A 26,506-nucleotide genomic window follows, 5' to 3' on the forward strand; every position below is an offset into this window, starting at 1 on the left:
GGGAGTCTGATGGGACTTGAACCCATTATTACTGGTGTCACAGACCAGCGTCTCGACCGCTTTGACTTCAGACTCCGCAATGGAACTGATCGGAGTTGAACCGACATCTACCCAGTTGCAAGCTTGGTGCTTTCCCAATTAAGCTACAGACCCTCATTTTTTAATTTTTAAAATGTGTTAAAGTGCTGACCACTCAGCCAGGTGGAAACCCCCAGGTTTTATGGAACCTACAACCAAAACCCCCGGATTTTATCGAACGTTAAACTTTGGGATTTAAGGCTTGATAGTCTAAGATTTGAGGCTTGAGATTTAAGCGTTAAGCGTTGAGCTTTAAGCTTTAAGATTTATGCTTGATGGAGTTGGAATCGAACCAACAACTCATGATGACTAATCATGCGCTCTACCTATTGAGCTATCCACCGAATCCATAATTTTAGAGGTTTTCGAGTGACCAGCACAGATTTTTGGGGTTTAAGACTGTCAAAAATTAAGTGATTTAATTGCCGACAATCTTAGATGAATTAATCGGGAATCTCAATCATGGTTCGAGCATTACTAATGGATAATACCCGGTCAACTGTTGATTGAAATTCTTCGACGAAAGTTTGCCGTTGTTCAATATCTGCGGATAAATCTATAGGGTCAAGTAATTCAACCCCTTCTCGCGCTAAGAAACTATCGGCTAAAGATTGATATTTCTCAGAAGCAGCATTTTTTCCTAACACTTCCATCGCTAATTTATCCAGACGTTCTTTCACCCGTGCTTGGGCGACATCAAAATCTTTGCGAGTGCGGTTATAAACTAATAACATGGTATTCATAACCGCTTCTGAATACAGGATGAAACTTTTCATTTCAATGGCTTCTGCCACCGTCATTTCTTGACCTGCAACTGAAACGGTTATAGACGCATTTGATAACACAATTGCTCGTTTAATGGTTCGACGTCGGGCAATTAACGCATCGACTTTTTGAACAGCAGCACGGGCTTGAGTGGTATAATCTTGACGGGATTTATAACCCGTTGGAACTTTACCAATTTCAATGACAGTAATTAAATTCTTCCCATCTAAAGCGGCTCGGGCTGATTCAATTCGTTTTTCTAATAACGTTAATTCTGCTAACGCATCGGTTACGGTCATTTGAGTCATATTATCCACCTCTTTTGTTTAATCCTCCTGACAGGATTTGAACCTGCAAAATAGAACAGATTTTAAGTCTGCTGCGTCTTCCAATTCCGCCACAGGAGGCATTAGGAATAAAAGATTAATTATTGGTTGCCCCGCCAGGGCTCGAACCTGGACTCAACGAACATTCAAAGTGCGGGATGTTGCCAATTACACCACAGGGCAATGAATGGGAATTGAACCCGTTACATCTGTCAAAGGCGGAGAGCAGTGGACTCGAACCACAAGCAGTTAAACTCTATCTGTTTAGCAAACAGCACCCATCCCCTGACAGGTTTACTCTCCTTGATTTTGGTAGGCCGGGCAGGATTCGCACCTGCAATGCTTTTAGCGGCTGTTTTACAGACAGTTGCCCTCTCTGATAGGCGAGCCGACCCAAACTGTTTGTATTACAATAAGCTGTAATACTACAGAACGCAGAGACTAGGATTTGAACCTAGATCGTCGGTTTTGGAGACCGAAATGTTACCGTTACACCATCCCTACAGGAGGCAGCGACGGGATTTGCACCCGTAACAACCTGGTTATGAGCCAGGGGCTTTACCATTAAGCTACGCTGCGTTGTTTGCAGTCCAACGCCTTACCATTTGGCAACCTGGACTCGGTGAGTAGCCTTGACGGGAGTTGCACCCGATCCTCTATGCTTGAAAGGCACAGCGACTTTTTTAATCGTCCACAAGGCTATGAGCGAGGGTGATGGGATTTGTTGCCGTAGTCTGCGCGTAACACATACCCACGACTTCGGTGTTCTACATCGGAAAAATGTAGTATAATATTCAGTTGTCTAGGTGCAGATGGCTTGCTCAATCAAGCTTTATCGCTTTCCTTTGCTTGCCACATTTACATACTACAAGTATACTACAGGTTTTGTCAAGGGGTGTGGCAAAAAAATTTTCACCCCGATCTTGTATCTTGGGGACAAATACGGGGGAAATCCTTTAATTCTGGGGTTTGTAGAAGAATTAGCTATAGATAAAAGTCAATAGTAGATTGGTTTACGATAGACAAAAATCAAAGTTAAACGGAGTCTCAAATATGCCTGGTAAACTTTCTCAGCCCTATCAACCCCTGCTTCTCCGTATTTTGCATGGAGTGACGGGGATCTGTGCGATCGCGGCAATTTTCACCGCAGCTTGGACTTATGACACCTATGATGGACGGTTTGGGCGATTTTTTTTACCGAAGTTAGAAGCGATAGAGGGGATTCATGGTACTTTTGGGCTGTGGACGCTGCTGATTTTTCCGATCTTTGTAGTATATGCTTTTCGTCGGGGTCAAAAACGTCTAATTCAGCCTGACTCTCTACAAAAGCTGAGTCAACCGAGAAAGCCGATTTTTGGGTACACTCTACACCGGATTACAAATACATTGGGGATTTTTGCGCTTACTTTTGCGCTGTTCTCCGGTAAGATGATGAGTGAGAAATGGCTACCCCAAGGAGAACTTAATCATACTTGGTACTATATTCATCTGATTTCTTGGGTGATTTTAGTCTTGGCGATCGCATTTCATGTGTTAATGGCGGCGAAAGTTGGCGGAACTCCGTTGCTGTTATCTATGATGAATTGGAAGTTTCGCACTCAGGATAGTCCGAAGTTGTGGCGGAAAAATATTTCTGAATGGAAAGCAAATGTTCAGATCAGTTCAATTCTGAATAACCACTCAGCGAGAATTTTTCAGATTTTAGAAGCGATTGTTTTAATCACGATTATTTTAGCTTGGGTGATTTCCCTGGCTAAAGAGTTGGGTTGAATTTTGCAGGTTTAAGTTCTAGATTATTCCTCCCCATAATTGATTTAGAAAAAAAGCTAACGCCGCACTACTGAGGGGAACTGTGAGATTATCTATTCCTAATTTTGAAAACGCTTCCATTGTAGTCGCGACAACTGCAACAATTAGAGAAATAACCCAAGTTTGCCAAATATTTCCTTGAACTGCGAATAAAATTAAGCTAGAAACAAGATAACTCACGAAACACATCGTTAGAGAACCTTCCCAACTTTTTTTAATTTCTCCAATTTTGTAGGGATGTCGTCCAAAACTCTGACCGATGACCGCCGCAAGTCCATCACCCCAAGCCATAATTAAAATCCCTAAAACAGCGTATTCCGGTTTGTTAATTGGCCAGAAACAGCCGATTAAAACGCCAATACTAACAGCATAAAAAAACGTTCCTAAACTTTTGCGTCCAACACTATTAATACTCGGTAAAATCGGAAATTTATAAGAGATTAAAGCAATAATACCGGAAATTACCCCGGCAGAAATTCCAATCCAAGCGGGAGTATTCAACCACCATGCCAGTAGAATAACATTTCCCGTACCAATATGAACCACTTTTCGAGAGACTTCCGCCTCCACAGAAATTAAACGATTCAAGCCTTCAGCAAGAACAACAACTACACCTAACCAAACTGCAACTAAACTAATTTGTTGCCAAATATTCAGACTTTCAGTAACAATAAACATCAAATTTATCTAAAACCTCTATGCTCAACTTTGATTTTGTATTCTCTTCTTGATTTTATTTCTCTTTTGTCATTTTTGTTGATTTTTTTAGATGATCGGATTGATACTAAATTTAATCAACCATTTTAATTTTGACCGATCACCGTTAAGATAAGCATGGAGTGTATCGGCTAAATCGTTAATTCGCTCTATAGGAACAACATAATCAAATACATTAGCCATCACACGAAGAGTTTGACCTGTCCATTCTCCATCTACAACTAAAACGCCCAGTAAATTGGTGTTATACCCCTTCCAATTAATAGCTGAAAACATCTTATCTTTTGCATATAGTGAGGCGTGTCGAGAAGAAGATTTACGCACTTCAATAAATGCTAATGTATGATTTGAATCAGGAATTACAAAATCAGCCCTAAAATTATAAACCACACCAGGTAGGCTTGTGTATTCACTTTCACGCTCAAAAGTTATCCCTCTTTTCTTGAGCGCATTTTCTACAATAGATTCTAGTAATAGACGTCCTACTAAATCACGAACAATACCTTCTAACGTTGCTTCAAGTCGTTGTAACACTTCTCCCCGATTAATATTACTGGGAAGAACTCTTTCTTCAAGTAGTTTAGATAAACGTTCAGATGCAGGGCGAGAAATTGAGGTATCGGAAACACTTCCAATCTGTTTTTTTAAAGCGGATTTACTAAATATTCCACTCAAATGTTGAAAAATGGGTAAAAGATAAGAGTGATTGTAAATACTTTCAGAAGAAAATGACTGAAACCCATCTGTAATTTCGTAGGCTTTCTCAAAAAATATTGTTCCTACTTGACGAATGTTACGGTATACAGAAAAAGTTACAGCCGTTTCCGTATCAAATTTGAGTGCTTGGCGTCGTTTCCACTCTTCAACAGCTTGATCGCTTGACATTTCTGAATTGATCACTCCTAAACCTGCTAGTAATAATTCTCTTGCTTCAGGATTACTAACTGAGTTGGCTGTAACATTAGTTAAGCCATTTGTAGCTTCAGATAATTGTAAATAAATGCCAATAGAATCATTCATTCTTTCCATTGCGATCTGGTAGAGTGTTTTTTCAGTCATATTACAATTGATTGAATCTGAATCAAATCTTAAATTATTTTAGAGCTTCTAGATGATATTCACCTAATCCAATTTGAGAGCCATCACGTTTTTCTAATAACCATCTGTGACCCCTCTTCCTAATAAATTGACACTTGATTTCTCTAAAGCCAATTTTTTGTAAAATGACTTCTAAATATTGAGGTGTACTAATGTGAATCCCATACAGTGCAGAATCGGCAATCATAATGTTTATGTAGGCATTTCTTTTCATCACTCTGTAACATTCTTTTAAAATTTGTGTCATTTGAAAAAAATAAGGATAAACTAAAAGATTATATTCCTTTTTACCTGCTCTAATTTTACGTTCTTCTTGAAGCTTATATACTATATAATCAAGTTCTGAATACAGTATAGAAGGGATTTTTTCTCTGTAAATATCTTGTTTATCCTTATGACCTTTAAGGGCTGTTGTTGTATTGACAACGAGCTTTGAACGAACTTGATTTGTAATTTCTGACCAAGAATTAGCGATTCCCCAAAAATATAGGTACATTCTTGTCATTTCTGCATAGTCAAAGTTATTAAGATACGGAGGTGATGTTACTATAAGTGAAATAGTATCTTTTTCAATTTCTGACATATTTTCTGATGAATGTTCAAAGAGCCTAGCTAATGATTTGAAGTTATTTTCTTTAAAAAGTAATAAATCCTTTCTTAATATTGCCAGTATATATTTTAATGCACATTCTGGCGTTTTTGACTGTTTTTTTGAAGTGGGAGCTTTATATATACCATCCGTCTGAGAATGAGAACAAAGATCTAATACTTTTGAAAGGATTAAAAAAGCAAGTTCACTATTTTTAAAATCAGATTTCAATAAGACTTGTTTTGCACCTAATAATGAAGATAACGTTTGTTGATCAAACAGTTGAGTTAAAAACTTAAAAGGAGCATCGGGTAATATTGATATTTCTTGAGAATTTTGAAATCCATTTAATAGAATATATTCAATTGTTTCTAGAGATTCTAAGCAATTTTTGAAGGGAAGTTTACCTTGAGTTATTCTACAAAAGAAAGGATTGGGTTCGTAGCCAAAACATCTTAGCCCATGTTTACAAGCTTCTACAAGAGTAGTACCACATCCCGCAAATGGATCTAGTATTTTTGAATCATCATCTAAGTTTGCTTTCTCGCAACAATTCCATACAAATTCAGGTGAAAATCCTGCGATAAAATTAAACCATCTATGTATTGCATGGTACTGTGTCGTTGTATTAGTTGGAAGCTTTTGTTTATCTAATATCATTAGTCTCATTATAATTGGGTAACAATTAAGCAATACTTCCGCGTTTTCGGGCTTCTTTATAAGACGTTCCGATATTCTTCATTCCCGCTTTAATCATTTCTTGTTCTAACATTGCAAAAAAACGAGTGCGATCGCCTCCTTTGACAACGGCTTGGTTGTGGGCTTCTGCTAACGCTACCGGATAACCGTAACCTTTTTTGACTTGGGCGATCATCATTCCTAACGCTAATTCTAACTGTTCAGAATTTTCAGCCACCCAAGCGGGAACTTCTATTCTAGCAATTTCTGTTCCGACATTTACATAACAAAAATAAACTTGATGACAATCATACAAATCTAATATTCTAGCTTGACTTCGCCATAACGGACTCCGTTGACCCGGTTGTAATTTAGACGCCCAAACGACAGTATCCCGCAGGGGTTCAAAGCTTTGACAGGGGGCTTTTTTATAAAAGCCTTTGCTATCAATAATTCCCACAGTCGGACAATATTTCACACAGTTTGGTTCTTCGTGGGGACAAGCTTCTAACCGCAAAAAAGACACCGTTTCACTACTGCGAGAAGCACTCACATATCCGAGTAACGGAATTCCGGCTAACCGCAAACTATCCCAAGCCTCTAATATCGGTTCTAAAATTAAATTGCGGGCTTCCGAGGGGAGTTGTTCAAGAAACCAATAGGTTAAACTCCCATCCACCATTGCTAAAGTTGGGATGGATAATAAATTTCCGGGAATCATCGATAAATATTCGCCAATTTCTGCTAAGATAACCGCTTCAGAAACCGTGCGTCGATATCCCATCCATTCTTCAGTTCTAATTCCCCATTGACGAGAAATATATAAGTCTTCCGGTTGATAATAAATTTCGGGTACACTATCTAAAACCGGATGACGACTCTGACCATAATATAAAATAATTCGACCTACATTTAACAAATAACAATAAGCGATTTCATGGGCGCTAGGTGAAATTTGAGAACCATCTGTGGCGAATACTGTATGAACTTTTGGAGGAACAGGAATATAGGAACAAGCATCTATCGCTTCAACCGGTTTGGCGGGATTAAACAGGATGCGATTTCCTAAATTTTCTTGATGTTCAACTAACTGACGTTGATGGGGTTTAGCCGCTTCTAAAAAGCGTTGAGCGATTTCTAACCGTTTCTGGGCGGCTTCGACTTCTCGACTCATATGTTGACTCATTCCCTGCATTTGTTGGGCGAGTTTAGTTAGATCAAGCATGGTGTTTTTACCTGAGAAGCAAACCGGGATTTTCTTTAAGTTTAGAATAAAATTAACCTTTCAACATTCATTTCAATTTTTAGGATCTCCAAGCCGAAAATTCTTGAGTAAACTGAGACGGAGATAAAAGCTGAATACGCGGATACTCTGTAACAGAATCTCGTTCGATTTGGGTATTATAACCCCAGTCAGCGAGAAACAAACGCACATCTCCTAAGTCTGGCTGTTGTTGAACTTTCAGTAACGTTTTCAGTCGATCTTCAACAAACCAAATTTGAGGAGTAGGTTTAGTTCCGGCTAATAACTCTCGCAAAATTTCATATTTGGGGCGTTTTTCCCCTTTGCCAAAAATCCTTCCTCTTTCGAGATTAACTCCTTCTTTTTCTAAAAGTGATCGCACAAACCGTTCTTCTTTTGTTGTGATAATATAAAGCGATAAAGAACTCTCTAAAAATAATTTCACCCGATCAATTACCCCTGGATAAAACTGATGCAAAGCCAACCAACTCGGTAAATTTGCAGAAATCCATTGATCTCGAATCCCATCGAGTTGAGTCGATAACAGTTTAGGGTCAAGATTTTCTTCCGTAATCGTCTGTTTAGCGATACTTTGCCAATCGTGTAAAATATCCGCTTCAGGTGTTCCCTTGATCAATTCTCGCACTAACACAGGCATTTCCCAACCCGTTTCAATTACTGGACGAGTCCGATAGAATTTTTGGGCGAGATCATCAGGAGGAACAGAGTTAGAAGGCGACCAAATACGACAATAGGTTCGCCATGCAGTCTGAAAATATTCAATCATGCCATCACAGATCACCCCATCAAAATCAAGGGCAAGCGTCGGTTGGTCGGCTATCATTAATCAAAACCTCCAATGGGATAATCAATCTGGGTCTAAACTGGGGATTTGGCGATCGCCCGCTTCAATGTATACTATGTCGATGTCTCTTAGCACAAGTCAACTCAGAACGTTTTCTGCTAGAAAGACTAAAATTGAAGTTAGGACTCATGTAGGACAGTGAAATATTTATGACACAAACACAACCGACAACTACACCCAACTTAGAAGAACCGAAATTTGGATTTAATCACTATGCGGAACGTTTGAATGGCCGTGCGGCGATGATGGGATTTGTCATTACCCTCGCGATTGAATATTTTACCGGACAAGGGTTGCTATCCTGGCTAGGCTTGAGTTAACCTATGGGCAACTTCCTCTCCTTTTACCAGGTTAGAGGAAATTGCTCTCTCTCTCCCAGGACGTTCTAATCTGTTAAGGTTAATTGAATTTGAGGATGTCAGTCAGTTTCATTACGGATACCCACTAAAAGTCAAAGAAAATAACGATAATAAAGAGTAGAGTCAGCAGAGATGAACGCATTATGGCTAAGGATGTTTAAGTCCGCTTATCGTAGAGAGCCAGTTGTCAGCTTTATCATTACCATTGGAGTAGTTGATGCTATGATTGGTGGAATCGGCGCGAGTTGGTCGCTGTTAAGTTTTGGATTGGGAACAGTTGGTGTTGCAGTTGCAGTTCGATGGTGGCAAAGTCCAGGTTCTGAGGTGGAGTCACCAGAAGCGACGCCTGAATATTATCTTCCTTCTAGTTCTTCTCGACCTCCCCTTCCGATGTTGAACCCTAAACACAAGCGCCCTCCTTATTGATTTAATTCAAATTTGTTCTAATGGTTTCTGTAACGCACGATAACTCACTCAAAATTGGGGAAGTCGCCTCTCTGAGTGGTTTATCGGTAAAAACGATTCGCTACTATGAAGATATTGGTTTGCTCAGTCCCACTGTTGAACGGTCGGAGTCAGGATATCGCCTGTTTAACTCTTTAGTTTTAACGCGGTTGAGTTTTGTTAAACGGGCTAAATCTTTGGGGTTAAGTTTGAGTGAAATTCGAGAAATTTTAGAAATTCGGGATCTTGGTCAATTGCCTTGTGGCGAAGTCAAGCAGTGTTTGCTGTCTAAGGTTGAAGCGATTAATCAGCAAATAGCCGCCTTAGAAATCCTCAGAGGGGAGTTAAAGGAGTTACTCGCTCATTGGCAAGAACAACCTTCAGCCAGCCAAGCGGCGCAAACCATTTGTCCGAATATTCAGTTGTAGTCCCAAAAACAAAGGGAAGGGGTTTTCTGATTTTCCCTTCCCTGGCTGTTCTGGTTGGTTTGGATTGCTCTGATTGCCCGGGTTGGGCTTCAGTTTGTTTCGCAGAACTTGTTGCCGTTTCTTCAGTTGTCTTGCTCGTGCGGAACCGCCTTTTCCTTTATTGTTTCTCCCCTGGCGGCGTGGGGATTCCCATCGCTTCATATGAGCCATAATATTGCCTCAGATTACCATTACCTCTACTGTAAATGAAAAATTCTGAATTGTCAACCCCTAAAGTGAAATTATTTCTATTTTTAAAATGGGTATCTTAAAGCTGCTATTTTGAGGAATAAAACAAGTCGAATAAACAAACAAACTTTTGAGGTTGGTATGATTTGAAACCTTGATTATCCGTAGTTTCAATGACTTAAACAAGGTCTATCCATACGGATAAATTAAAAAGAATCAGTATTTTTGGGGTTCCTTTTTTTGGCGATTCATAGGACAATAAGAGTAGAAGTTATTTCAATCAATCTTATGCTGTACTCTGAATCTAGTTTGTCTTCACTCAACACTACTTCTTTTCTTCTCCTTCGCAACTGGGTGAGAAGCAGTCTCTTTTTAATGCTCTTAATCTTGGCAACTGTTCCCTTAACGATATTTGCTTTATTAAGCTGGAAACTCGACAGTCAGACCCCGACAGAAAACTGAAAATTAAGTTAGAGTTAACCCCCTCATTTGAGCAAAAACTTATCGATCTACCAACACGGATCAGACTCAATAAACGCAATTGCCAGATCAGCCGAAACAGGTCGGAGAAAATAGAATCCTTGAGCAAATTCACAACCGAGTAGTCGTAATTGTTCGACTTGCTTTAGGGTTTCAACTCCTTCTGCAATCACTGCCAATTTTAACACATGAGCCAGGGTAATAATCGTCTGTACAACCACTAAATTTTCTCCTTCTCCATCGGTTTCCATTTGAGAAATAAAACTGCGGTCAATTTTGAGCGTATCAACCGGAAAACGGTTAAGAGAACTCAGTGAAGAAAAACCCGTGCCAAAATCATCAATACTGAGTCGCACATTCAGGGCTTTTAGCTGTTGTAATAAAGTAATCGTTTCATCAACCTCTTTCATCACAACACTTTCACTAATCTCTAGCCGTAAATTCTGAGGATTAATACCCGATGCTAGAATAATCTCTTGAATTTGTTCAACTAAATCAGGTTGGGAAAATTGTCGGCTTGATAAATTCACCCCCATAATTAAATCTAGAGAGTTTCCGAACTGATCTTGCAGCCTTTTTAATTGATGACAAGCTTCTTTAATCACCCATTGACCCATCGGAATAATTAAACCAGTTTCCTTCGCAATTGACATAAAGTCATCGGGAAATAGTAAATCTTTTTGAGGATGTTGCCAACGAATCAAGGCTTCTAAACCAATCAATTTACCCGTTTTTAATGAAACCAAAGGTTGATAATGGAGGACAAACTCTTGACGTTCTAAAGCCCGTCGTAAATCAGTTTCTAACTGAAGATGTTGTTTTCCATCCACACTCATTTTGTGTTCAAAGACTTGATAAGAACCTGTTCCTTGACTTCTTGCTTGATACATTGCAGTATTTGCATTTCGGAGTAAAGCCTCAGCAGTGGTATCTGTAGAGTCATTTAAAGCAATACCAATACTAATTGTTCTAAACACTTCTTGTCCTTGTAAATCAAAAGGTACAATCAACGCTTGCTGAATCCGTTCTGCAACCCAAATTGCATTTTGAGGCTGTCTAAGATGTTCAATCAAAATAGCAAATTCGTCAGCACTCAAGCGAGCAATCATGTCACGGGTTCGTACACAAGTTCTCAATCGTTGCACTAAATTGATTAAAAGTTGATCGCCTGCCTGATGACCTAAACTATCATTAATCACTTTGAAGCGATCAATATTTAAAAATAAGATTCCACAGAATGTTTTTTGCCTTGTTTTGAAATTTATTTCTTTCTCGATATAATTCAAAAAACCCCCTCGATTCGGTAAACCTGTTAAGGGATCATGAGAAAGAAAATAAACTTGTTTATAAGCAATAATACTAATACTGGTTAGTACAAAAGCAAGTGCAGGTGCAATTAGAGGGAACCATCCTTTAAACACAAATAATCCATAGCCAATTCCGAATAAAATCAGCAGTCCACTACTCAACACAATCGCTTGTTTAATCGGATGTCGAATCCGCCAGGTTATTCTCCCAGCAACCAAAGCCCAACCGAGAATCCAAATCGGTTCTAGCCATCGAGGTAAAAACCAAAATAATTGTGGAGAATGCCAGAATTTTAAAGATTGATTAATCCCAAAATTATTTAACGCGACACTAATTAGATGACTCGTCATCTGAGCATGAACAAATACTCCAGGCATCATGGCTTCATTTAATGCCGCCGCGCTATAAGGAGTAAAAAAAGAATCTTTTAAACTCGGTGCTGTTGCACCAATTAAGACAATTTTATCTTGAACTAAACTTGGATTGAGATTTCCGGCTAAAACCTCTCCGATTGAAACCGTTTTTGCGATTTGAGGACTGCGATAATTGAGTAAAAGTTGATACCCTTGATCGTCAATTTTGGCATATCCACCACTCCAAGTTTTCAAGGGAACAAAAACCTGATATCCCAAATGCATATAATTCGGGTTGGAAGAATAATTTTCAGGTTGAATTCCTTTAGTTTGCAAATAAAATAAAGCCAGTTGCAATGAAAAAGAAAATAAAGTTTCCTCCTCCGTACTGGCAAACAAAAGCTGACGTCGAATCACACCATCTGGATCAACAGGAACATCATTAAATCCAATGCGTTCAGGAGGAATATTCGGGGGAGGTGGAATGGGTGAAACCCCTAAGTTTGTAATTGCAATAATATTCTCAGCTTGGAGTTGAGTGGCGAGTTTCTCCATTCCTGGGGGTTGGGGTAAATCTCGATAAACGTCAATTCCAATCACTACAGGTTTATACTGTTGGAGTCGAGCTAAGGTTTCAGCCAGAACCTGATCTGATAATGGCCAGCCTTGGTTTTTTAAGTCTGCTTCTGTAATCGTTACTACTAACAGTCGAGGATCAGGTTTGTTTTCGGGTTGGAGTCGCACCAACAGATCAAAAATTCTCAATTCTAAAGGCTGTAAACTGCCCGATTGTTGTACAATAGCAACAACCACAGCGATCGCTAAACTGGCAATTAACCCCGGACAGAGGAGAGTCTTTAATCCGGTATAAAAACCACTTTGATCACTTTTAAGGAAAGGGATTCGCGATAAAATTGAACGAAGTTTAGGAGACCACATGGAGTAAGTGTAGAATTCAAAATCCGAATTCAAACCAAATCACATCATCTAGACTGTGAAATCGTAATCCAACTATTGTAACTTCCCCCTAAAGAAACAATTAAGCTGACAATATATATTTTGGCTCTTACTGAATTATGATAGTCTGAGTTTTGAGTTTTAAAAATCTCGTAATTAAAGTGTAGGATTAATTTAAGCAAATGACAAATCAATTGCCGATTCCAGTAATTGTTAATGGTGCAGGTGGTAAAATGGGACGAGAGGTGGTGAAAGCTGTTGCGACTGCCTCAGATCTGACTCTAATTGGTGCGATTGATCGCAATCCCCAAACCTTAAACCAAGATGCCGGATCTTTAGCCGGAATAGAGCCTCTAGAAATTCCGATTACCAATGATCGTGAAGGGACGCTGGTGATGGCAGCCCAGGAAAAACAACCCGGTGTGATGGTCGATTTTACCCATCCTGATTTTGTTTATGATAACGTTAGAGCAGCGATCGCCTATGGTATCCGTCCGGTTGTGGGGACGACAGGTTTAAGTCCTGAGCAAATTCAAGACTTAGCGGAGTTTGCAGATAAAGCAAGTATTGGTTGTTTGATTATTCCTAACTTTTGTATTGGGATGGTCTTGCTTCAACAAGCCGCAGTTACCGCGTCTCAATACTTTGATCATGTAGAAATTATCGAACTTCACCACAACCAAAAAGCAGATGCTCCCAGTGGAACCGCCATTAAAACCGCACAGATGTTGGGAGAATTTGGGAAAGCCTACAACCCGCCAAGTGTTGAAGAAAGCGAGAAATTAACCGGAGCAAGAGGCGCGACAGCAGCGGAAAATATTCGCATTCATAGTATTCGTTTACCGGGATTAATCGCCCATCAAGAAGTGATTTTTGGATCGCCCGGTGAAATTTATACCCTCCGCCATGATACCACAGATCGCGCTTGCTATATGCCAGGCGTAAAGCTAGCGATTCGTAAAGTTCTAGAACTCAAAACCCTCGTTTATGGGTTAGAAAAGATATTATAGAGGTTTAGGTGCGAAATGTTCCTGTCAAAGTGAAGGGATAAAACCCGAAACGTAAGCAGGGAAGTGGTTTTTGGAAAACAAAACCCACTTTAACTTTGAAAATGTGACCTTAAAGGAAGGTCAAACTCGGAGTCAATGGTATAAGTTACAGAGCCTTAACAGGCAAAAGTAACCCAAATCCAAAGAGTTAAGGCAATTTCCACAGTGTCAGACTGATTATCAAAACACTGAAGCTGGAAATAACGGGAAATCAGGTATAAGTCAAATACCAAAGTAGTTCTCTAGCCAATTGCCCAAGAATAACGAAAGTGAACGTCTGGCTTGAACCGTCGTAAATGTGAAGTAGCGAAAATGACTTGATACGCTGCGTTCAAAAGAACAAGGGGAATAGATAGAAATTTCTATGTGTTTCTATAAAGAGGTAAGATGTTAATCATAACACTTACACAGACTCCCAAAAGTACCCCGGCGGACAGGACGATTCTAAAGGCAATAACCCCGTTTTCAAGGAACGTTAAAAACCCTCATCTACTCCTACAGAGGTCGAATACTGATAGGTAGCCACAAATCTAAGGCGGATGTTATGAGGGCGAAAGATGGAGTCAGAAGCTAAAGCCTAGATGTAATATTTAGGATACGCTGATAGATTCCGGTCAAGTTGTTAGGTAAAGTTTCAATTAGCAGTTAAAACGGTGAAAACGAGTATAACCAAGACTACGACTGCATGGAATACAATCAATTGGGCGAAAGTTCAACGGATAGTATTTAAGCTGCAAAAGAGAATTTACCAGGCATCAATATCGGGTCAAAATGCGAAAGCTCGAAAGCTTCAAAAGCTCCTAGTTAAGTCGTATTACGCCAAACTCTTAGCAATAAGAAGGGTTACTCAAGATAATCAGGGTAAGAAAACAGCCGGGGTAGATGGAATTAAATCTATTACACCCAATCAACGGTTAGAACTTGCCAAAAATCTAAGCAAATACCAAAAGGCACCACTCCGCAGGAAATGGATACCCAAATCCAAGGATGAAAAACGCCCTTTAGGAATCCCGACTATACACGATAGAGTAAGGCAAGCTTTGGTAAAATCTGGGTTAGAACCACAATGGGAAGCCAGATTCGAGGGGGAAAGCTACGGGTTTAGACCCGGACGTTCAGCCCATGACGTAATGTCACGAATCTTCCAAAGTATCAACAAAGGTGAATATTACATCTTAGATGCTGACATCGCAAAGTGTTTCGACCAGATTAACCATGAACACCTACTGTCCAAAATCGATTGTCCATCAACAATAAAAGCCCAAATCAGACAATGGTTGAAGGCTGGAGTTATGGACAACTGCATATTTGAGGCAACAGAGGCAGGCACACCACAAGGAGGTGTTATTAGTCCTCTACTTGCTAACATCGCACTGGATGGAATGAGTAGGCTTGTTGAGAAATTCTTTCCAAAAAGAACAAACAACAATAAAAACTACGCAAAAATCATTAGGTATGCAGATGACTTTGTGGTAATTAGCCCACAAATAGAAATCATTCAACAGTGCCAAATCGCCATCGAAGAATGGTTAAAACCTATCGGGTTAGAACTGAAACCAGCTAAAACCCGTATATGTCATACACTAAAAGAAATTGAAGTGAAAGGCATAAAGGTTAAACCTGGATTCGACTTTCTAGGTTGGAACTTCAGACAATACCCAGTGGGAAAACACCACTCTGGTAAAACTGGTGGTAAGAACTCAAAACTAATAGGGTTCAGAACCATAATAAAACCTAGCAAGAAAGCAATTAAAGCTCACGCAGATAAGGTTAAGGAAGTGATTAAAACTCACAAAACTGCACCCCAATACACACTAATCAAACACCTAAACCCGGTAATTAGAGGATGGTGTAACTACCATTCCAAAGTTGTCTCCAAAAAGACATTCTCCTCTCTAGACAACATCAGATGGCAAAGATTAAGAGCATGGACAGTTAGCAGATGCGGTAAAGCTAGTTACGATCAACTGAAGAAATACTTCAGGAAAAACGGTAATATGGCATGGAGTTTTGAAACCAAGGATGGTTATAAACTACTAAACCATACTGAAATAGCTATTACCCGTCACGTAACTATAAGACCTGAAGCATCACCCTATGATGGAAACTGGACTTATTGGAGTACAAGAAAAGGTACAGCCTACGATGTACCTAAACGAGTAGCAAATTTGCTCAAAAAGCAAAAAGGCAAATGTAAATCATCTGGACAATATTTCACCCCAGATGATATTGTAGAAATCGATCATATCATCCCAACGTCAATAGGCGGTAAAGATGAATACAAAAATCTGCAATTATTACATCGCCACTGTCACGACATTAAAACGGCAACCGATGGGTCTTACAACTCAAAAGAAACCGGATGTTCTGATGATAACAGATAACTTGTACCAGGAGCCGTGTGCTGTGAAAGTAGCAAGCACGGTTTTGAATGGGAGTCGGGGGTTGTAAAGCCCCCCTCGACCCCTAATGGTTAGGGATAGAAAATCATCGTAATTTGACTGATTAATTTGGTCTGAGCCTCCGATCATGCTATCCCCTAATACCTGACACAATACCACTGAAGTTATTATATGTTGATTCCCTTAACTCGCAAAACCTTTGAGGAATTGATTCCTGCTGTTGCCACCAGCGAGCAATATCGTTATGCTTGGGGAAAACTCTCAGATTTTTTAAAGCGAGTGTTGATTTCGGCTGTTTGTGCCTCGGTGTGGATTATTATTGAGATTGCCGTTGAATCAGATAGCATCAAATCGGTTTTATTAATCTTAGGATTAATCACTATTCTTTACTGGTTTTGGGGACCCGTGGTTGAAGCCAGTTTACGCAATCTACAATGTCGTAAATATCCCTACTGTGGATTTTGGCAGGGAAAAGTTCTCGACTATTATATTACCGAAGAAGTGACCAGCGAACAGGAATCGGTCAACCAACGGGGAGATTTAATAATTATCGAAAACTTAGAGCGGCGAATAAATGTTGAAGTAGGAGACTCAAAAGGATTTACAACCAGCATTCAAGCCCCTCTAAACCGCTCTCACAAAAAACTTCATCGGGGTCAAGTTGCTCAACTGATTGTCATGTCTTACCTCGAAGATTTAAGCCGAATTAGCCAAGTTTCTGACCTCTATATTCCCAGTCAAAACTTGTGGGTCAGTAACTATCCTTATTTGCGTCGAGATGCCTTTGTTGATTTAAGTCGCTGGGTTCGTTCTCAACGCGAGACTCGCAGACGTTCACAAACTTCTGTAGATCGATAAAATCTGGATATCCTTCATCTGTGTTTCATCTGAAAAAACGACTGATAACTGGAGAAGATGCTCGTATACATTAGAAGTATCTGGGGTGGTCAACTTCCTGTTCATTCATCGGAGGAAACACAATGGAAACACCTGGAACTCTCAGTTTAGAGCAGCAATTCAAGTTAGAAGTTCTGCAAAAAGAAGTGAAACGATTAACCCAAGAACAAGCTCAAGCCTATCTGATTGAACTGATGCGTCAGAATATGGTTAAAGATAACTTACTCAAGCATTGGATAAAAAACTGAAGTGAACATGGTCTGATTCTCCAAAGCATTCTAGAAGAATACAATCATTTTTCAGAAGCACACGAGCCACAATATCATCTATCCGGTCAATCATCTGGTTGGTGAGACATTTTCGTCTATAAGCCGTTACAAAATAGCTGTGCAACTGAATTGATAATACTGAATGTGCGCCTTTTCTGTAGTGGGTTGTAACTTGTTCGGCTCAATGCTACGATAGCTTCTATGGTAACACGACGCATCACATACAGACTTTATCCAAATCGTCAGCAAGAAACCCAGTTGCATTGGGCGAGAAGAATGCACTGCTGTTTGTATAATGTGGCGATTGCCAACAGAAAAACGCAATATCAACGATTTAACCACTCGGTTGATTATTTCGAGCAACAGAATTCGCTGCCCGAGTTTAAGCAAGTTTGGACAGAGTACAAAAAGCTTGGTTCTCAAACATTGCAAGCAACTTTAAAGCGAGTTGATTTTGCGTTTAAACGTTTCTTTAAAGGATTGGGTAAATATCCCAAGTTCAAAGCCTCTCGACACTATTCAGGTTGGGATTATCCAAACAAACAAAGCTGGAAAGTCAACACCAATAACGGAATAAACGGTTACTTGAATCTTAGGGATTTAGATATCACCGTTCAGATGAGAGGAAAAGCCAGAACTTGGGGAGTTCCTAAAACTTGTACTGTTTTTTGGCGGAACGGTAAATGGTATGCGTCCATAACTGTTGAGTGTTGTCCGGGTAGACTCACAGGATTGGGAGCTATCGGTTTAGATTTCGGTTCTAAAGTTGCCATTGCCACCAGCGATGGTGAATTGATTGAGTCTCCTAAATTCCTCAAGCGAGCCATGGAAAACATCGCTCAACTTTCAAAAGGGTTAAGGCGCAAGCGTAAACCCGAAAAGCGTAAAGTCAAAGCGTCGAGGCGATGGAAAAAATGTCAGGCTCAAATCAACAAAGTTAAGCGTAAAGTCGCCAATCAACGGCAAGACTGGACACACAAAGTAGCAGCACAAATCGTTAGCGGTAATAGCTTGGTTGCTACAGAAAAACTAAATCTCAAAGGTATGACCCGTAAGGCAAAGAAAGGCAGTAAGAGAAAGTGCCAGAAGGCGGGACTTAACCGTAATTTATTAGACGTTGCGATTGGAATGCTTCGAGAATCAATCAAGTATAAAGTAGTCGAAGCAGGTGGAGTATTTTTAGAGGCTCCAACTAAGCAATTAAAGCCGACGCAACGATGCAACGAATGTTGGGAACTAACGCCTAAGACGCTCTCAGACAGACTGCATATTTGTAGCAATAAATCATGCGGTCATACTGCGGACAGAGATATTAATTCGGCTCAGGTTTGTTTGACTTGGGCAAGGGGTTTGGAACGAGCCTCTTTAGACGCAGAGTCGCGCATCTCTACTGATTGCGGAAGCATGAAGCAAATGTGGGCAAAGAAGCGTTACTAATCCCCAGTCTCTATAGACTGGGTGTAGTTCATCTAATTCACATTCATCTCACGACCGTAGGCTTGCCAAGCCAAATCGACCAAACCATTCACAATCGCAACAGAGACCACCGCACTGCCTTTGCGACCATCAATCCGAATGTGAGGCACCATCGAATCATGTAAACGAGATTTCGCCACATCCGCCCCCACAAAACCCGAAGGCGTTGCAATCACTAAAGCGGGTTTAATTTCTTCAGCCTCAATCAAATCAACCAAAGCCGAAAGCGCCGTTTGTTCTTGACCAATCACAAAAATGGCTTCAGGATAACGTCGGGCTAAAGTTTGAATTCCCCAAGCAGTGCGAGTTTTTTCTCGTTGGGGTCGAGTCACCGCTTCCATCGAACAATAGACAGGATTAGCAAAAGTCGCTAAAATCTGAGGACTAATCCCCACCTGCACCATCGGTACATCCACAACAATCGTTGTCCGGGCGGCTAAGGCTGCGGCTCCGGCTTGTAAAGCTTGATCAGAAAAGCGAACGAGGGACTTGTACTCAAAATCAGCAGTCGCGTAAATGACCCGACGGACAATCTCGTACTCGGCTGGAGAAAAGACATGATCACCAATTTCGTGATCAATAATCCCTAGACTTTGGGCATCGGTAATGTGCCATTCCATCATGATCTTCCGCTATTATCCGTCTGCGAATCCGTGCATTACCTCCGAACCGAAAAAATCTGAGCCAGGTTTGATCTGTTTACAGGAGTTCGGGATGGGAATTGAGTGCAGCAAGGATTCTATATATTAGATAAGTTTATCAGGCAAAATGTAGAGTCGATCACTTTCGAGGGATTGAATTTAGACTTGCTCAAAATCAAACAGGATCGAGAGTCTCGTCCATTCCCAATCCTGTATTGACACTCCCACGCCGTAAACGGCGGGGATTCTTGGTTCAGCGAGTCCATTTAATACAGATAGGCTGCCCTATCTGCACCAGAGATGAATTCTCCCCAAGCGTTTTGCTCCATTTCAGAAACCTGTTTGGGTATGCCCTACCCTACAGTTCAAAACCTAAAATCTTGGTTTCTCTGTACTTGTTGCGTTGCGCGCTAATAAGCGTACAAGCTTTCCTGTACGGAACCCCATAACTTCAGTGCGTCAAGGTGCGTTGCCTTTCGGTGACTGGGTTTTTAGTGTGGTTGATTACCCTTTCCACAAAAGAAAGTTTAACATAAAGCCGTCAATCACGGACGGGGCTTGTATCCCAATTTTTTCGGTCAAATCAGTTAGATTGTTGAATTGAAAATTAGCTTTCTGAAGTAGAAGCCTGATTAAACGCAGGAGTCAGATAAGCCGCCAAAACACCAATCAGAAATGCGGCAATATTACGAACTAATGGCACCCAATCCGAAGTCCGAGAGACAACCGGGCCGATCCCAAAGGCAATAAATAAGATTCCCCATAACGGAGAAAAAATCAAAGCCCACTGCCAAGCCACAATTTGTCCGGGTTTACGAGGAATAGCCGCAATACCACAAATCACTCCCCCCAAAGCAGAAGTAATCAGAGTTAAAATCCACTGTTCACGCGGAAGTCCGGGTACAACTCGACAACCCCCTTGGATTAAGCAAGATTTAACCGCATCCAGGGATTGAATGATAGATTGATCCTCGCCATTATCTCGTACAAAGTATTGGTTCCCATAACGGGTTTGTAGTTCCACCCAAAACGTCCGAGAAAGCAAAGCATAGAGGTCACGACCGACGTTAAAGTTGAGGATATTTCCGCCTCTTTGGTCAGCAACCAGCAAAACACTTTTATCATCGAGTCCCCAATAGCCCTTAACTGCACGACCCGGAGTGCGATCAAATTGAGTCAGAACTCTGAGTTTCCAGCCTGTCTCCGACTCAAATTGTTGAATTTCTGAGGCGATCAGTTGTTCTTGAGTGTCGGAGAGAATTTCTGCCAAGTCAATGATCGGAGTTTGAATCTTGGGGAGTAACTCCGGATTATCATAAGCCTGAGCAACCGGGGCGATCATCCAAGTCGATAAGCTTAGACAACACGCAACGATAGAGACCAGAAGCCGACGCAGCCATATCTGTTTCATGGGATTTTCTATCAAGGTTTAAATTGTCAAGGATAAAGGATTTTGTTAACCCGCAGATAATCGAAATCTTATATTTCTTTACAATTGTTAACTTTAACATAGAATTTGGGACTGTAGGGGCAATTGATCAATTCCCGCTACCCGTAAATTCTTCTCTCTTCTCCGTTAACTGACACAAACTCCGATCTTCATTGCTGATATAGGGATTGTACTTAAGATAATCACCCACCCATTCACAAGCCCGTTCTATGAGATCATCGAGATCCAAATTCCATAAAATCACCGTCTGATCTCGACTTGCGGAAGCTAACACCCGACTATCTGGACTAAAACTAATACTCATCACACTATTTTGATGACCCAGTAACGTTTTGAGCAAAGTCCCATTGTGGCGACTCCACAGCTTCACAAACCCGTCATAACTCGCTGAAGCAATCAGGTGACCATCGGGGCTAAAAACCACACTCGTGACACTATCACTCGAACCTTTTAACAACGTTTCCAACAAAATCCCCTCACGACTCCAAAGCTTAACCGTATTGTCATAACCGGCTGAAGCAATCGTATGACCATCGGGACTAAAACTCACCCCCAACACATAAGCGTTATGGGCCATAATCGTTTTCAACAACTTTCCCTGTAAATTCCATAATTTCACCGTACCGTCATCACTCGCCGAAGCAATCATTCGACCATCAGGACTAAAACTCACACTATTGACCCATCCTTGATGACCCACAAACGTTTGGAGTAAACGACCTTCAGGAGTCCACAGTTTAACCGTTTTATCCTTGCTTCCCGTCACAATGAACTGACTGTTTGGACTAAAACTCACACTCATCAAACTATCACTATGCGCCGTCCACGTATTCACGGTTGATAAGGGATGAAAAACTGAAGCCTCAGACTGAAGGAGAGATTGATCAAACTCTATACTTCCTCTCAGTGGAAAATAAAAGGATCGAAAATAAAGTTGTTCTCGCAATGATGTATAAGTCCAGAGAAAATGATCTCGTTGTTGAGCTTGTTTGGGATCAGGAGTAATCCGCCACAACTTCACACGATTGTCATAACTCACCGTTGCTAACAGTTGACCATCAGGACTAAAACTAATCGCTGAAACCCGATCTTGGTATCCTTTTAAGGTTTGTAGTAAAGTTCCCGAACGACTCCACAGCTTGACTGTTTGATCTTGAGATGCAGAAGCTAAGATTTGACCATCGGGACTAAAACTAACGCCTAAAACGCGATCCTGGTGTCCTTCTAATAGTTTCAGTGGAATATCTTCAATCCGCCACAATTTTACCTTTTTGTCATAACTCGAAGATGCCAAAATTTTACCATCTGGTGAAAAACTCACATTCGTCACCTGATCTCCATGTCCTTCAAAAGTTCTCAAAAGTTCTCCATCTCGACTCCAAAGTTTAACTGTTTTATCCCCGCTTGCTGTTGCGATCATTTGACTGTCCGGAGAAAACTCAACACCATAAATGATCTGTTCATGTCCCCATAATATTTTCAGTAAACGGCCTTGACGATTCCATAATTTAATCGTTCGATCTGAACCGACAGTCGCGATTAATTCACCATCGGGTGAAAAGGTCACAGTATAAACTTTCGACTGATCAGAACTACTATGACGTAGTGTTTTTAGGAGTCTTCCTCTTGGGGTTAATAATCGGGCTGTGCCGTCATTTCCTGCGGTGGCAATCACATCACCCTTGGGACTAAAACTCACCCAGTTTAAAGGAGAATAATGAGCCGTTATTGTTCTGAGTAGCTGTCCTTCTAAACTCCACAATTTTACAGTTTTGTCTTCGGAAGCGGAAGCAATAATTTGACCATCTGGTGAGAAAGACACACTAGAAACAATATCGCCATGACCTCTGAGTGTAATTGGAATGGCTGCTATTTGAGTATCTTGACCCAACTTCCACAACTTTACAGTTTGATCTTGGGAAGATGAAGCAATCATCTGAGCATTTGGACTAAAGCTCACACTGGTAATACTTTTTTGATGACCTTTCAAAGTATTGAGAAGTTTTCCTTTCGGAGTCCAAAGTTTAATCGCTTTATCTACACTACCCGAAGCAATAACATTCCCATCAGGACTAAAACTAACATCCCAAACCACTTCGTTGTGTCCTTCTAAACGGTTGAGTTCGTGAATCCCATAAACCGCTTGTTGTAGGGTTGCTGCAATTGAACTTTCGGTGTTTTGTAAGTCAAAGTTAATCAGGCTTAATTGTTTGAGTTGTCGCAAACGTTGTGCTGCTCTTAGACTTTCCATAATCGCATCAAACTTTTGATGGGAAAAAAACAAGGCATCAGAAGCAGCCGTTAAAGTTGCAATATTTGCAAGTTGTTTTTGTTTATAAGCAATTTTGGCGGTAAAAGCAAGTCCGATTGCGGTAATAACAGCTAATCCTAATAGTTGTTTTAAAACTCGATTACGATGAATCAACTGCTGTTGACTCATTTTTTGTAATGCTGCTTCTGCTTCTTTTTTCGCCACTTGTGCTTGTCTTAGTCGTTGATGAATTTCGGTTCGACGTTGTTGTTCTTTGATGGCGTAGCGTTGACGAATGGGTAAGACTAAATAATCATGTAAAAGTTGATAGCGATTTTCGGGTAGAGAGGTTTCACGAATACAGGTTTTTTCTCGTTGACGTAATAATAAACCTGATTCTAAAATCACATCAATAAATGATACAGGTTGTTCTAAATCTTTGGATAGATCGAATTTATTATGGGAATGAATAGCTGTAATTAACTCTCGACGAGTTTTGATCGGACGAGTAAATTTTTCATCGGTTAAAGCAAATAAAACATCCCAAGCTGCATCTTCATTTTCTTTTCCACAATCTTCGATCACTTGCTCAATAGAATGTTTGATCAGTTCTGCTTTGGGATTTTTTCCCAGTTGTTTATATTGGGCGAAGGTGGTAATTCCCTGTCCTCCTTCTTCTTGAAGTTGCGCTCCTACCACTTGTAATTCGATGGGGCGAACTTCACCTTGTTCATCGGCTAAATCTTGAACTAAAGCATCAATTAAAGCCGGCTCTAATTCAAATTTTGCTCGCTGAGTTAAACGCTCAATCACAGCTTTTGCTTCACTTTTTGAAAAGTCTTTTAAGTGATAACGAATTTTTTTATCTAGAATATTATTATTAATTGCATCTAATTTCACCAAGTTCTCACATTCTAAAAGATAATGAAGATAATCTTCTCTCAATGAGAATACAACTTTCACAAAAGGTAGATCTAAACAAATTCTCAAAAATTGAGAAAAAGCACAAATTTCTGCTCGAGAATTTACAAAGAAAAATTCTTCAAACTGATCAAATACCAGTACGGTTACTAAATTCCTTTCTCCATTCTTATGAAGATTTTTCAAAACAAATGAGTTGGGATTGAGTAAAAAGTCAGAGGGATAGTTTCTGGTTTTTTTCCAGGGCTTATAAGCAGCTTGAGCAATTGCTTTTTCCCATTGTTTTTTGATATCATTTTGTGGTTTTCTCGGATAACAATTTTCTTGTGCTAGGATTGCTTTTGTTAACGCTTGTTCAATTTCTTTTGACCAATGAGTATAGCTCCGAATTACCACAGGTAAAACATGACGAGCGCTCAAACTAATATTCGTTAACGCGGGAACTAATCCGGCATTTACTAATGAGCTTTTTCCCACTCCTGAACGTCCATGAATAATAATTAGCTTATGATCATCTCTGCCTAATCTTTGCAAGAGATTATGAATATCTTTTTGCCGACAAGATGCGATAATTTCTTCTGCCATCATCATCTGAGTTTCACCCTTTAAACTCGAAGGATTAACAACCTGTTTAGTCGGCTGAAGTTGATGAGCGCCAATAAACGCTCTAAACCCATATTGATGCTCAATCTCTCGTTGTTTTTTCTTGATTCTAAATGCTTTTAAATATTGACCTTTTTCGTAGTAAATTGAACGTAACTCTGCTAAAATATTAATATATAAATGAGGATCATATTCAGGTTCCGTTCCCGCTTGAGCCTGTTCTAAGACCTCAACCGCCTCATCCCATCGTCCTAGATTTTTGGTACTTCGAGCTAACAGCAAAAGATACACACTACGACTCGAAACGGGTTCAGATGTTGGTAAAATAGTTAACGCCAGTCGAGTCAGTTTATCGGCTTTTAACCATTGAGAATGTTGTAAACTCACTTCTGCCATAAACCCATAATCTTTCGCAAGCTGACGAGGTGTACCATAGGTGAGGTGCATTTTTAATACTCGTTGGGCGAAGGTTTGTAACTCATCCCACTTTTGCAGACGTTGTAACAATTCCCCCATATAAGACATCACACCTGCTACTAAATCAGGTCGTCCAGCCTGTTCAAATACTTGCTGACATTGTTCTAAACTGACTTGTGCTTTCCCTAATAATGTTTGACTCAAACCCGGATTTCGAGCGGCTTGTAAACGGTAAGTGAGAGCAATATAAAACAGCACAATTCCCTGATATTTAATCAGAGATTGTTGCTCATCTAAATCACTAGAATCAGGATGAATCTGCTGAGATTCTGTAATAGAATTGATATCTATAGAATCTTCAACAATGACTTCCCATTTAATCAATTGATGATCACGAACCCGACTTTTTTCCTCTGAGCGACTGCTATCATAATGCAGCAATGCCATAAAGCTTTTTTGGTAATGAATTCGAGCAATATCACTTTGATCACTTGCATCTCGGTCTTGGCCCCAAATAAACTCCCGACAGGCTTCTAAAGTGGGTTCCAACTCATAACCCCGATGTTGTAAGTCTCGCCAAGTCGATTCTAGTTCGCGCCGACGTCGAGAACCGGGAGAAAAATCATAGTTCTGTTGGGGAGAGTGGGGAAAAGAAATCGAATATTGAGTGGCAAGTTCCCCTTCTTTGATTTTTAGTTCAGCGCAGGAAAAGAGAATATTTGCTTGCTGTTGGAGATATTCAATCAGTTCACAGGTTGCGAGTTCAAATTTAAGCGTTGCTGCTGCCCAACTTTTGAAATCTGGGGCTAATCGAATTAATTTAGTCGCGACTTCATCGGTAATCCACATAATTAACGGAAAAGTAAAGTGTTTCCGAAATTCATCTCGAACTTGATTGGTAGAATTGAGTAAATGATCAAGAGAGGTAACTGTTTCTAACCCTAAAACCATCAAGGCAGTCGGAGGTTCATTTTGAATCGCTGAATATAAAGTTGTGTAAAGAGTTTCAACTGATTCTGGCAAGGTTAATTCTTGAATCGGAATCGGGGATTTTTGTTGTAATTGTTTGATTAGTTTGAGTTGGAGACTGGAATAGTTACATCGCACTAAAATTAGAGAAAATTGTCCTTGAGATAAAGCGATTGACCGCATCAATCGAGTTAGAAATTTCTCGTTGTGGGTGGCAGTTTGTTCGGAGGTATATAGAGTATCCATAGGATGAGCCGTTTTGCTCAAAATTATCGTAAAAGTTGACCCTGACTTCAGTTTATTTGATCTCAGCATAAATTATACCGAAGAAAGAAGATCTTAAGCTTCTTCGGATGACTCCTGTTCTTATCCACAAGATTGGTTAAGTCTTCTCCTTTTTGATCCAATCAATTGAATACATTTATCCTCAACATCA

General features: G+C 40.2%; 20 protein-coding genes and 8 tRNA genes. 9 read left to right on the forward strand and 19 right to left on the reverse strand.

The window, feature by feature from the left end; translation table 11 throughout:
• Nucleotide 1 precedes the first annotated feature (1 nt).
• The 9 genes from L8106_RS32355 to L8106_RS17755 form a co-directional block, all read right to left on the reverse strand.
• A tRNA-His gene (locus L8106_RS32355) sits at nucleotides 2–75 on the reverse strand.
• Nucleotides 76–80: 5 nt separating this feature from the next.
• A tRNA-Ala gene (locus tag L8106_RS17720) sits at nucleotides 81–153 on the reverse strand.
• 197 nt (nucleotides 154–350) lie between these two features.
• Nucleotides 351–422, reverse strand: a tRNA-Thr gene (locus tag L8106_RS17725).
• Between the two features lie 99 nt (nucleotides 423–521).
• A complete protein-coding gene (locus tag L8106_RS17730) occupies nucleotides 522–1,151 on the reverse strand; it encodes a hypothetical protein (RefSeq protein ID WP_009785776.1) in 630 nt (209 codons plus the stop codon).
• A gap of 22 nt (nucleotides 1,152–1,173) precedes the next feature.
• Nucleotides 1,174–1,250: transfer RNA gene (locus L8106_RS17735), tRNA-Leu, on the reverse strand.
• A gap of 24 nt (nucleotides 1,251–1,274) precedes the next feature.
• Nucleotides 1,275–1,352, reverse strand: a tRNA-Gln gene (locus L8106_RS17740).
• A 127-nt stretch (nucleotides 1,353–1,479) separates the two neighbouring features.
• Nucleotides 1,480–1,564, reverse strand: a tRNA-Tyr gene (locus tag L8106_RS17745).
• 38 nt (nucleotides 1,565–1,602) lie between these two features.
• Nucleotides 1,603–1,673 (reverse strand) — tRNA-Trp (locus L8106_RS17750).
• 3 nt (nucleotides 1,674–1,676) lie between these two features.
• A tRNA-Ile gene (locus L8106_RS17755) sits at nucleotides 1,677–1,748 on the reverse strand.
• A gap of 474 nt (nucleotides 1,749–2,222) precedes the next feature.
• Here L8106_RS17755 and L8106_RS17765 point away from each other — a divergent pair.
• Nucleotides 2,223–2,939, forward strand: coding sequence for a cytochrome b/b6 domain-containing protein (locus L8106_RS17765; protein ID WP_009785778.1), 717 nt, complete (start codon nucleotides 2,223–2,225; stop codon nucleotides 2,937–2,939).
• Between the two features lie 18 nt (nucleotides 2,940–2,957).
• Here L8106_RS17765 and L8106_RS17770 read toward each other — a convergent pair whose 3' ends face one another.
• The 5 genes from L8106_RS17770 to L8106_RS17790 all read right to left on the reverse strand — a co-directional run bounded on the left by L8106_RS17770 (nucleotide 2,958) and on the right by L8106_RS17790 (nucleotide 8,147).
• Nucleotides 2,958–3,656 (reverse strand): diacylglycerol/polyprenol kinase family protein, encoded by a 699-nt coding sequence (locus L8106_RS17770; protein ID WP_009785779.1) that lies wholly within the window; start codon nucleotides 3,654–3,656, stop codon nucleotides 2,958–2,960.
• 87 nt (nucleotides 3,657–3,743) lie between these two features.
• Nucleotides 3,744–4,754, reverse strand: a complete 1,011-nt coding sequence (locus L8106_RS31635) for a hypothetical protein (RefSeq protein WP_009785780.1) — start codon at nucleotides 4,752–4,754, stop codon at nucleotides 3,744–3,746.
• 34 nt (nucleotides 4,755–4,788) lie between these two features.
• Complete coding sequence (locus L8106_RS31640; RefSeq protein ID WP_198012968.1) at nucleotides 4,789–6,042, reverse strand: DNA methylase; 1,254 nt, start codon at nucleotides 6,040–6,042, stop codon at nucleotides 4,789–4,791.
• Nucleotides 6,043–6,067: 25 nt separating this feature from the next.
• On the reverse strand, nucleotides 6,068–7,285 hold the full coding sequence (locus L8106_RS17785; protein ID WP_009785782.1) for a DNA double-strand break repair nuclease NurA: 1,218 nt from the start codon (nucleotides 7,283–7,285) through the stop codon (nucleotides 6,068–6,070).
• 79 nt (nucleotides 7,286–7,364) lie between these two features.
• Entirely contained in the window at nucleotides 7,365–8,147 is a 783-nt protein-coding gene (locus tag L8106_RS17790) for an HAD family hydrolase (protein WP_009785783.1), read from the reverse strand.
• 170 nt (nucleotides 8,148–8,317) lie between these two features.
• Between L8106_RS17790 and L8106_RS33095 the strand changes: the two genes are divergently transcribed.
• The 3 genes from L8106_RS33095 (at nucleotide 8,318) to L8106_RS17805 (ending at nucleotide 9,399) form a co-directional block, all read left to right on the forward strand.
• The gene (locus tag L8106_RS33095; protein WP_009785784.1) at nucleotides 8,318–8,488 is read left to right on the forward strand and encodes a hypothetical protein; all 171 of its coding nucleotides are present in this window, start codon (nucleotides 8,318–8,320) and stop codon (nucleotides 8,486–8,488) included.
• 171 nt (nucleotides 8,489–8,659) lie between these two features.
• Complete coding sequence (locus L8106_RS17800) at nucleotides 8,660–8,953, forward strand: hypothetical protein (RefSeq protein WP_039896605.1); 294 nt, start codon at nucleotides 8,660–8,662, stop codon at nucleotides 8,951–8,953.
• Nucleotides 8,954–8,973: 20 nt separating this feature from the next.
• Nucleotides 8,974–9,399 (forward strand): heavy metal-responsive transcriptional regulator, encoded by a 426-nt coding sequence (locus L8106_RS17805; RefSeq protein ID WP_009785786.1) that lies wholly within the window; start codon nucleotides 8,974–8,976, stop codon nucleotides 9,397–9,399.
• A 737-nt stretch (nucleotides 9,400–10,136) separates the two neighbouring features.
• On the opposite strand, the gene L8106_RS17815 is transcribed toward L8106_RS17805, so the two are convergent.
• Nucleotides 10,137–12,707, reverse strand: a complete 2,571-nt coding sequence (locus L8106_RS17815; protein WP_009785787.1) for an EAL domain-containing protein — start codon at nucleotides 12,705–12,707, stop codon at nucleotides 10,137–10,139.
• A 200-nt stretch (nucleotides 12,708–12,907) separates the two neighbouring features.
• On the opposite strand from L8106_RS17815, the gene dapB reads away from it, so the two are divergent.
• From dapB to L8106_RS17835, 4 genes are all read left to right on the forward strand, one after another.
• The gene (dapB, locus tag L8106_RS17820; protein ID WP_009785788.1) at nucleotides 12,908–13,735 is read left to right on the forward strand and encodes a 4-hydroxy-tetrahydrodipicolinate reductase; all 828 of its coding nucleotides are present in this window, start codon (nucleotides 12,908–12,910) and stop codon (nucleotides 13,733–13,735) included.
• A 692-nt stretch (nucleotides 13,736–14,427) separates the two neighbouring features.
• Nucleotides 14,428–16,158, forward strand: a complete 1,731-nt coding sequence (gene ltrA / locus L8106_RS17825; protein WP_009785789.1) for a group II intron reverse transcriptase/maturase — start codon at nucleotides 14,428–14,430, stop codon at nucleotides 16,156–16,158.
• 189 nt (nucleotides 16,159–16,347) lie between these two features.
• Nucleotides 16,348–17,034 (forward strand): hypothetical protein, encoded by a 687-nt coding sequence (locus L8106_RS17830; RefSeq protein ID WP_009785790.1) that lies wholly within the window; start codon nucleotides 16,348–16,350, stop codon nucleotides 17,032–17,034.
• A 122-nt stretch (nucleotides 17,035–17,156) separates the two neighbouring features.
• Nucleotides 17,157–17,321 (forward strand): NblA/ycf18 family protein, encoded by a 165-nt coding sequence (locus L8106_RS17835; protein ID WP_009785791.1) that lies wholly within the window; start codon nucleotides 17,157–17,159, stop codon nucleotides 17,319–17,321.
• Here the strand turns inward: L8106_RS17835 and L8106_RS34555 are convergent.
• Nucleotides 17,299–17,466: a transposase gene (locus tag L8106_RS34555; RefSeq protein WP_198012969.1), complete on the reverse strand. Its 168-nt coding sequence runs from the start codon at nucleotides 17,464–17,466 to the stop codon at nucleotides 17,299–17,301. The genes L8106_RS17835 and L8106_RS34555 overlap by 23 nt on opposite strands.
• A gap of 77 nt (nucleotides 17,467–17,543) precedes the next feature.
• Between L8106_RS34555 and L8106_RS17840 the strand changes: the two genes are divergently transcribed.
• Complete coding sequence (locus L8106_RS17840) at nucleotides 17,544–18,779, forward strand: RNA-guided endonuclease TnpB family protein (RefSeq protein ID WP_039896607.1); 1,236 nt, start codon at nucleotides 17,544–17,546, stop codon at nucleotides 18,777–18,779.
• Nucleotides 18,780–18,811: 32 nt separating this feature from the next.
• Here L8106_RS17840 and L8106_RS17845 read toward each other — a convergent pair whose 3' ends face one another.
• The 3 genes from L8106_RS17845 to L8106_RS17855 all read right to left on the reverse strand — a co-directional run bounded on the left by L8106_RS17845 (nucleotide 18,812) and on the right by L8106_RS17855 (nucleotide 26,316).
• On the reverse strand, nucleotides 18,812–19,438 hold the full coding sequence (locus L8106_RS17845) for a precorrin-8X methylmutase (protein ID WP_009785793.1): 627 nt from the start codon (nucleotides 19,436–19,438) through the stop codon (nucleotides 18,812–18,814).
• 628 nt (nucleotides 19,439–20,066) lie between these two features.
• On the reverse strand, nucleotides 20,067–20,870 hold the full coding sequence (locus tag L8106_RS17850) for a TPM domain-containing protein (protein ID WP_039896609.1): 804 nt from the start codon (nucleotides 20,868–20,870) through the stop codon (nucleotides 20,067–20,069).
• 127 nt (nucleotides 20,871–20,997) lie between these two features.
• Nucleotides 20,998–26,316 (reverse strand): hypothetical protein, encoded by a 5,319-nt coding sequence (locus L8106_RS17855; protein WP_039896610.1) that lies wholly within the window; start codon nucleotides 26,314–26,316, stop codon nucleotides 20,998–21,000.
• Nucleotides 26,317–26,506 lie beyond the last annotated feature (190 nt).

Source organism: Lyngbya sp. PCC 8106 (assembly GCF_000169095.1).
GTDB lineage: Bacteria > Cyanobacteriota > Cyanobacteriia > Cyanobacteriales > Microcoleaceae > Capilliphycus.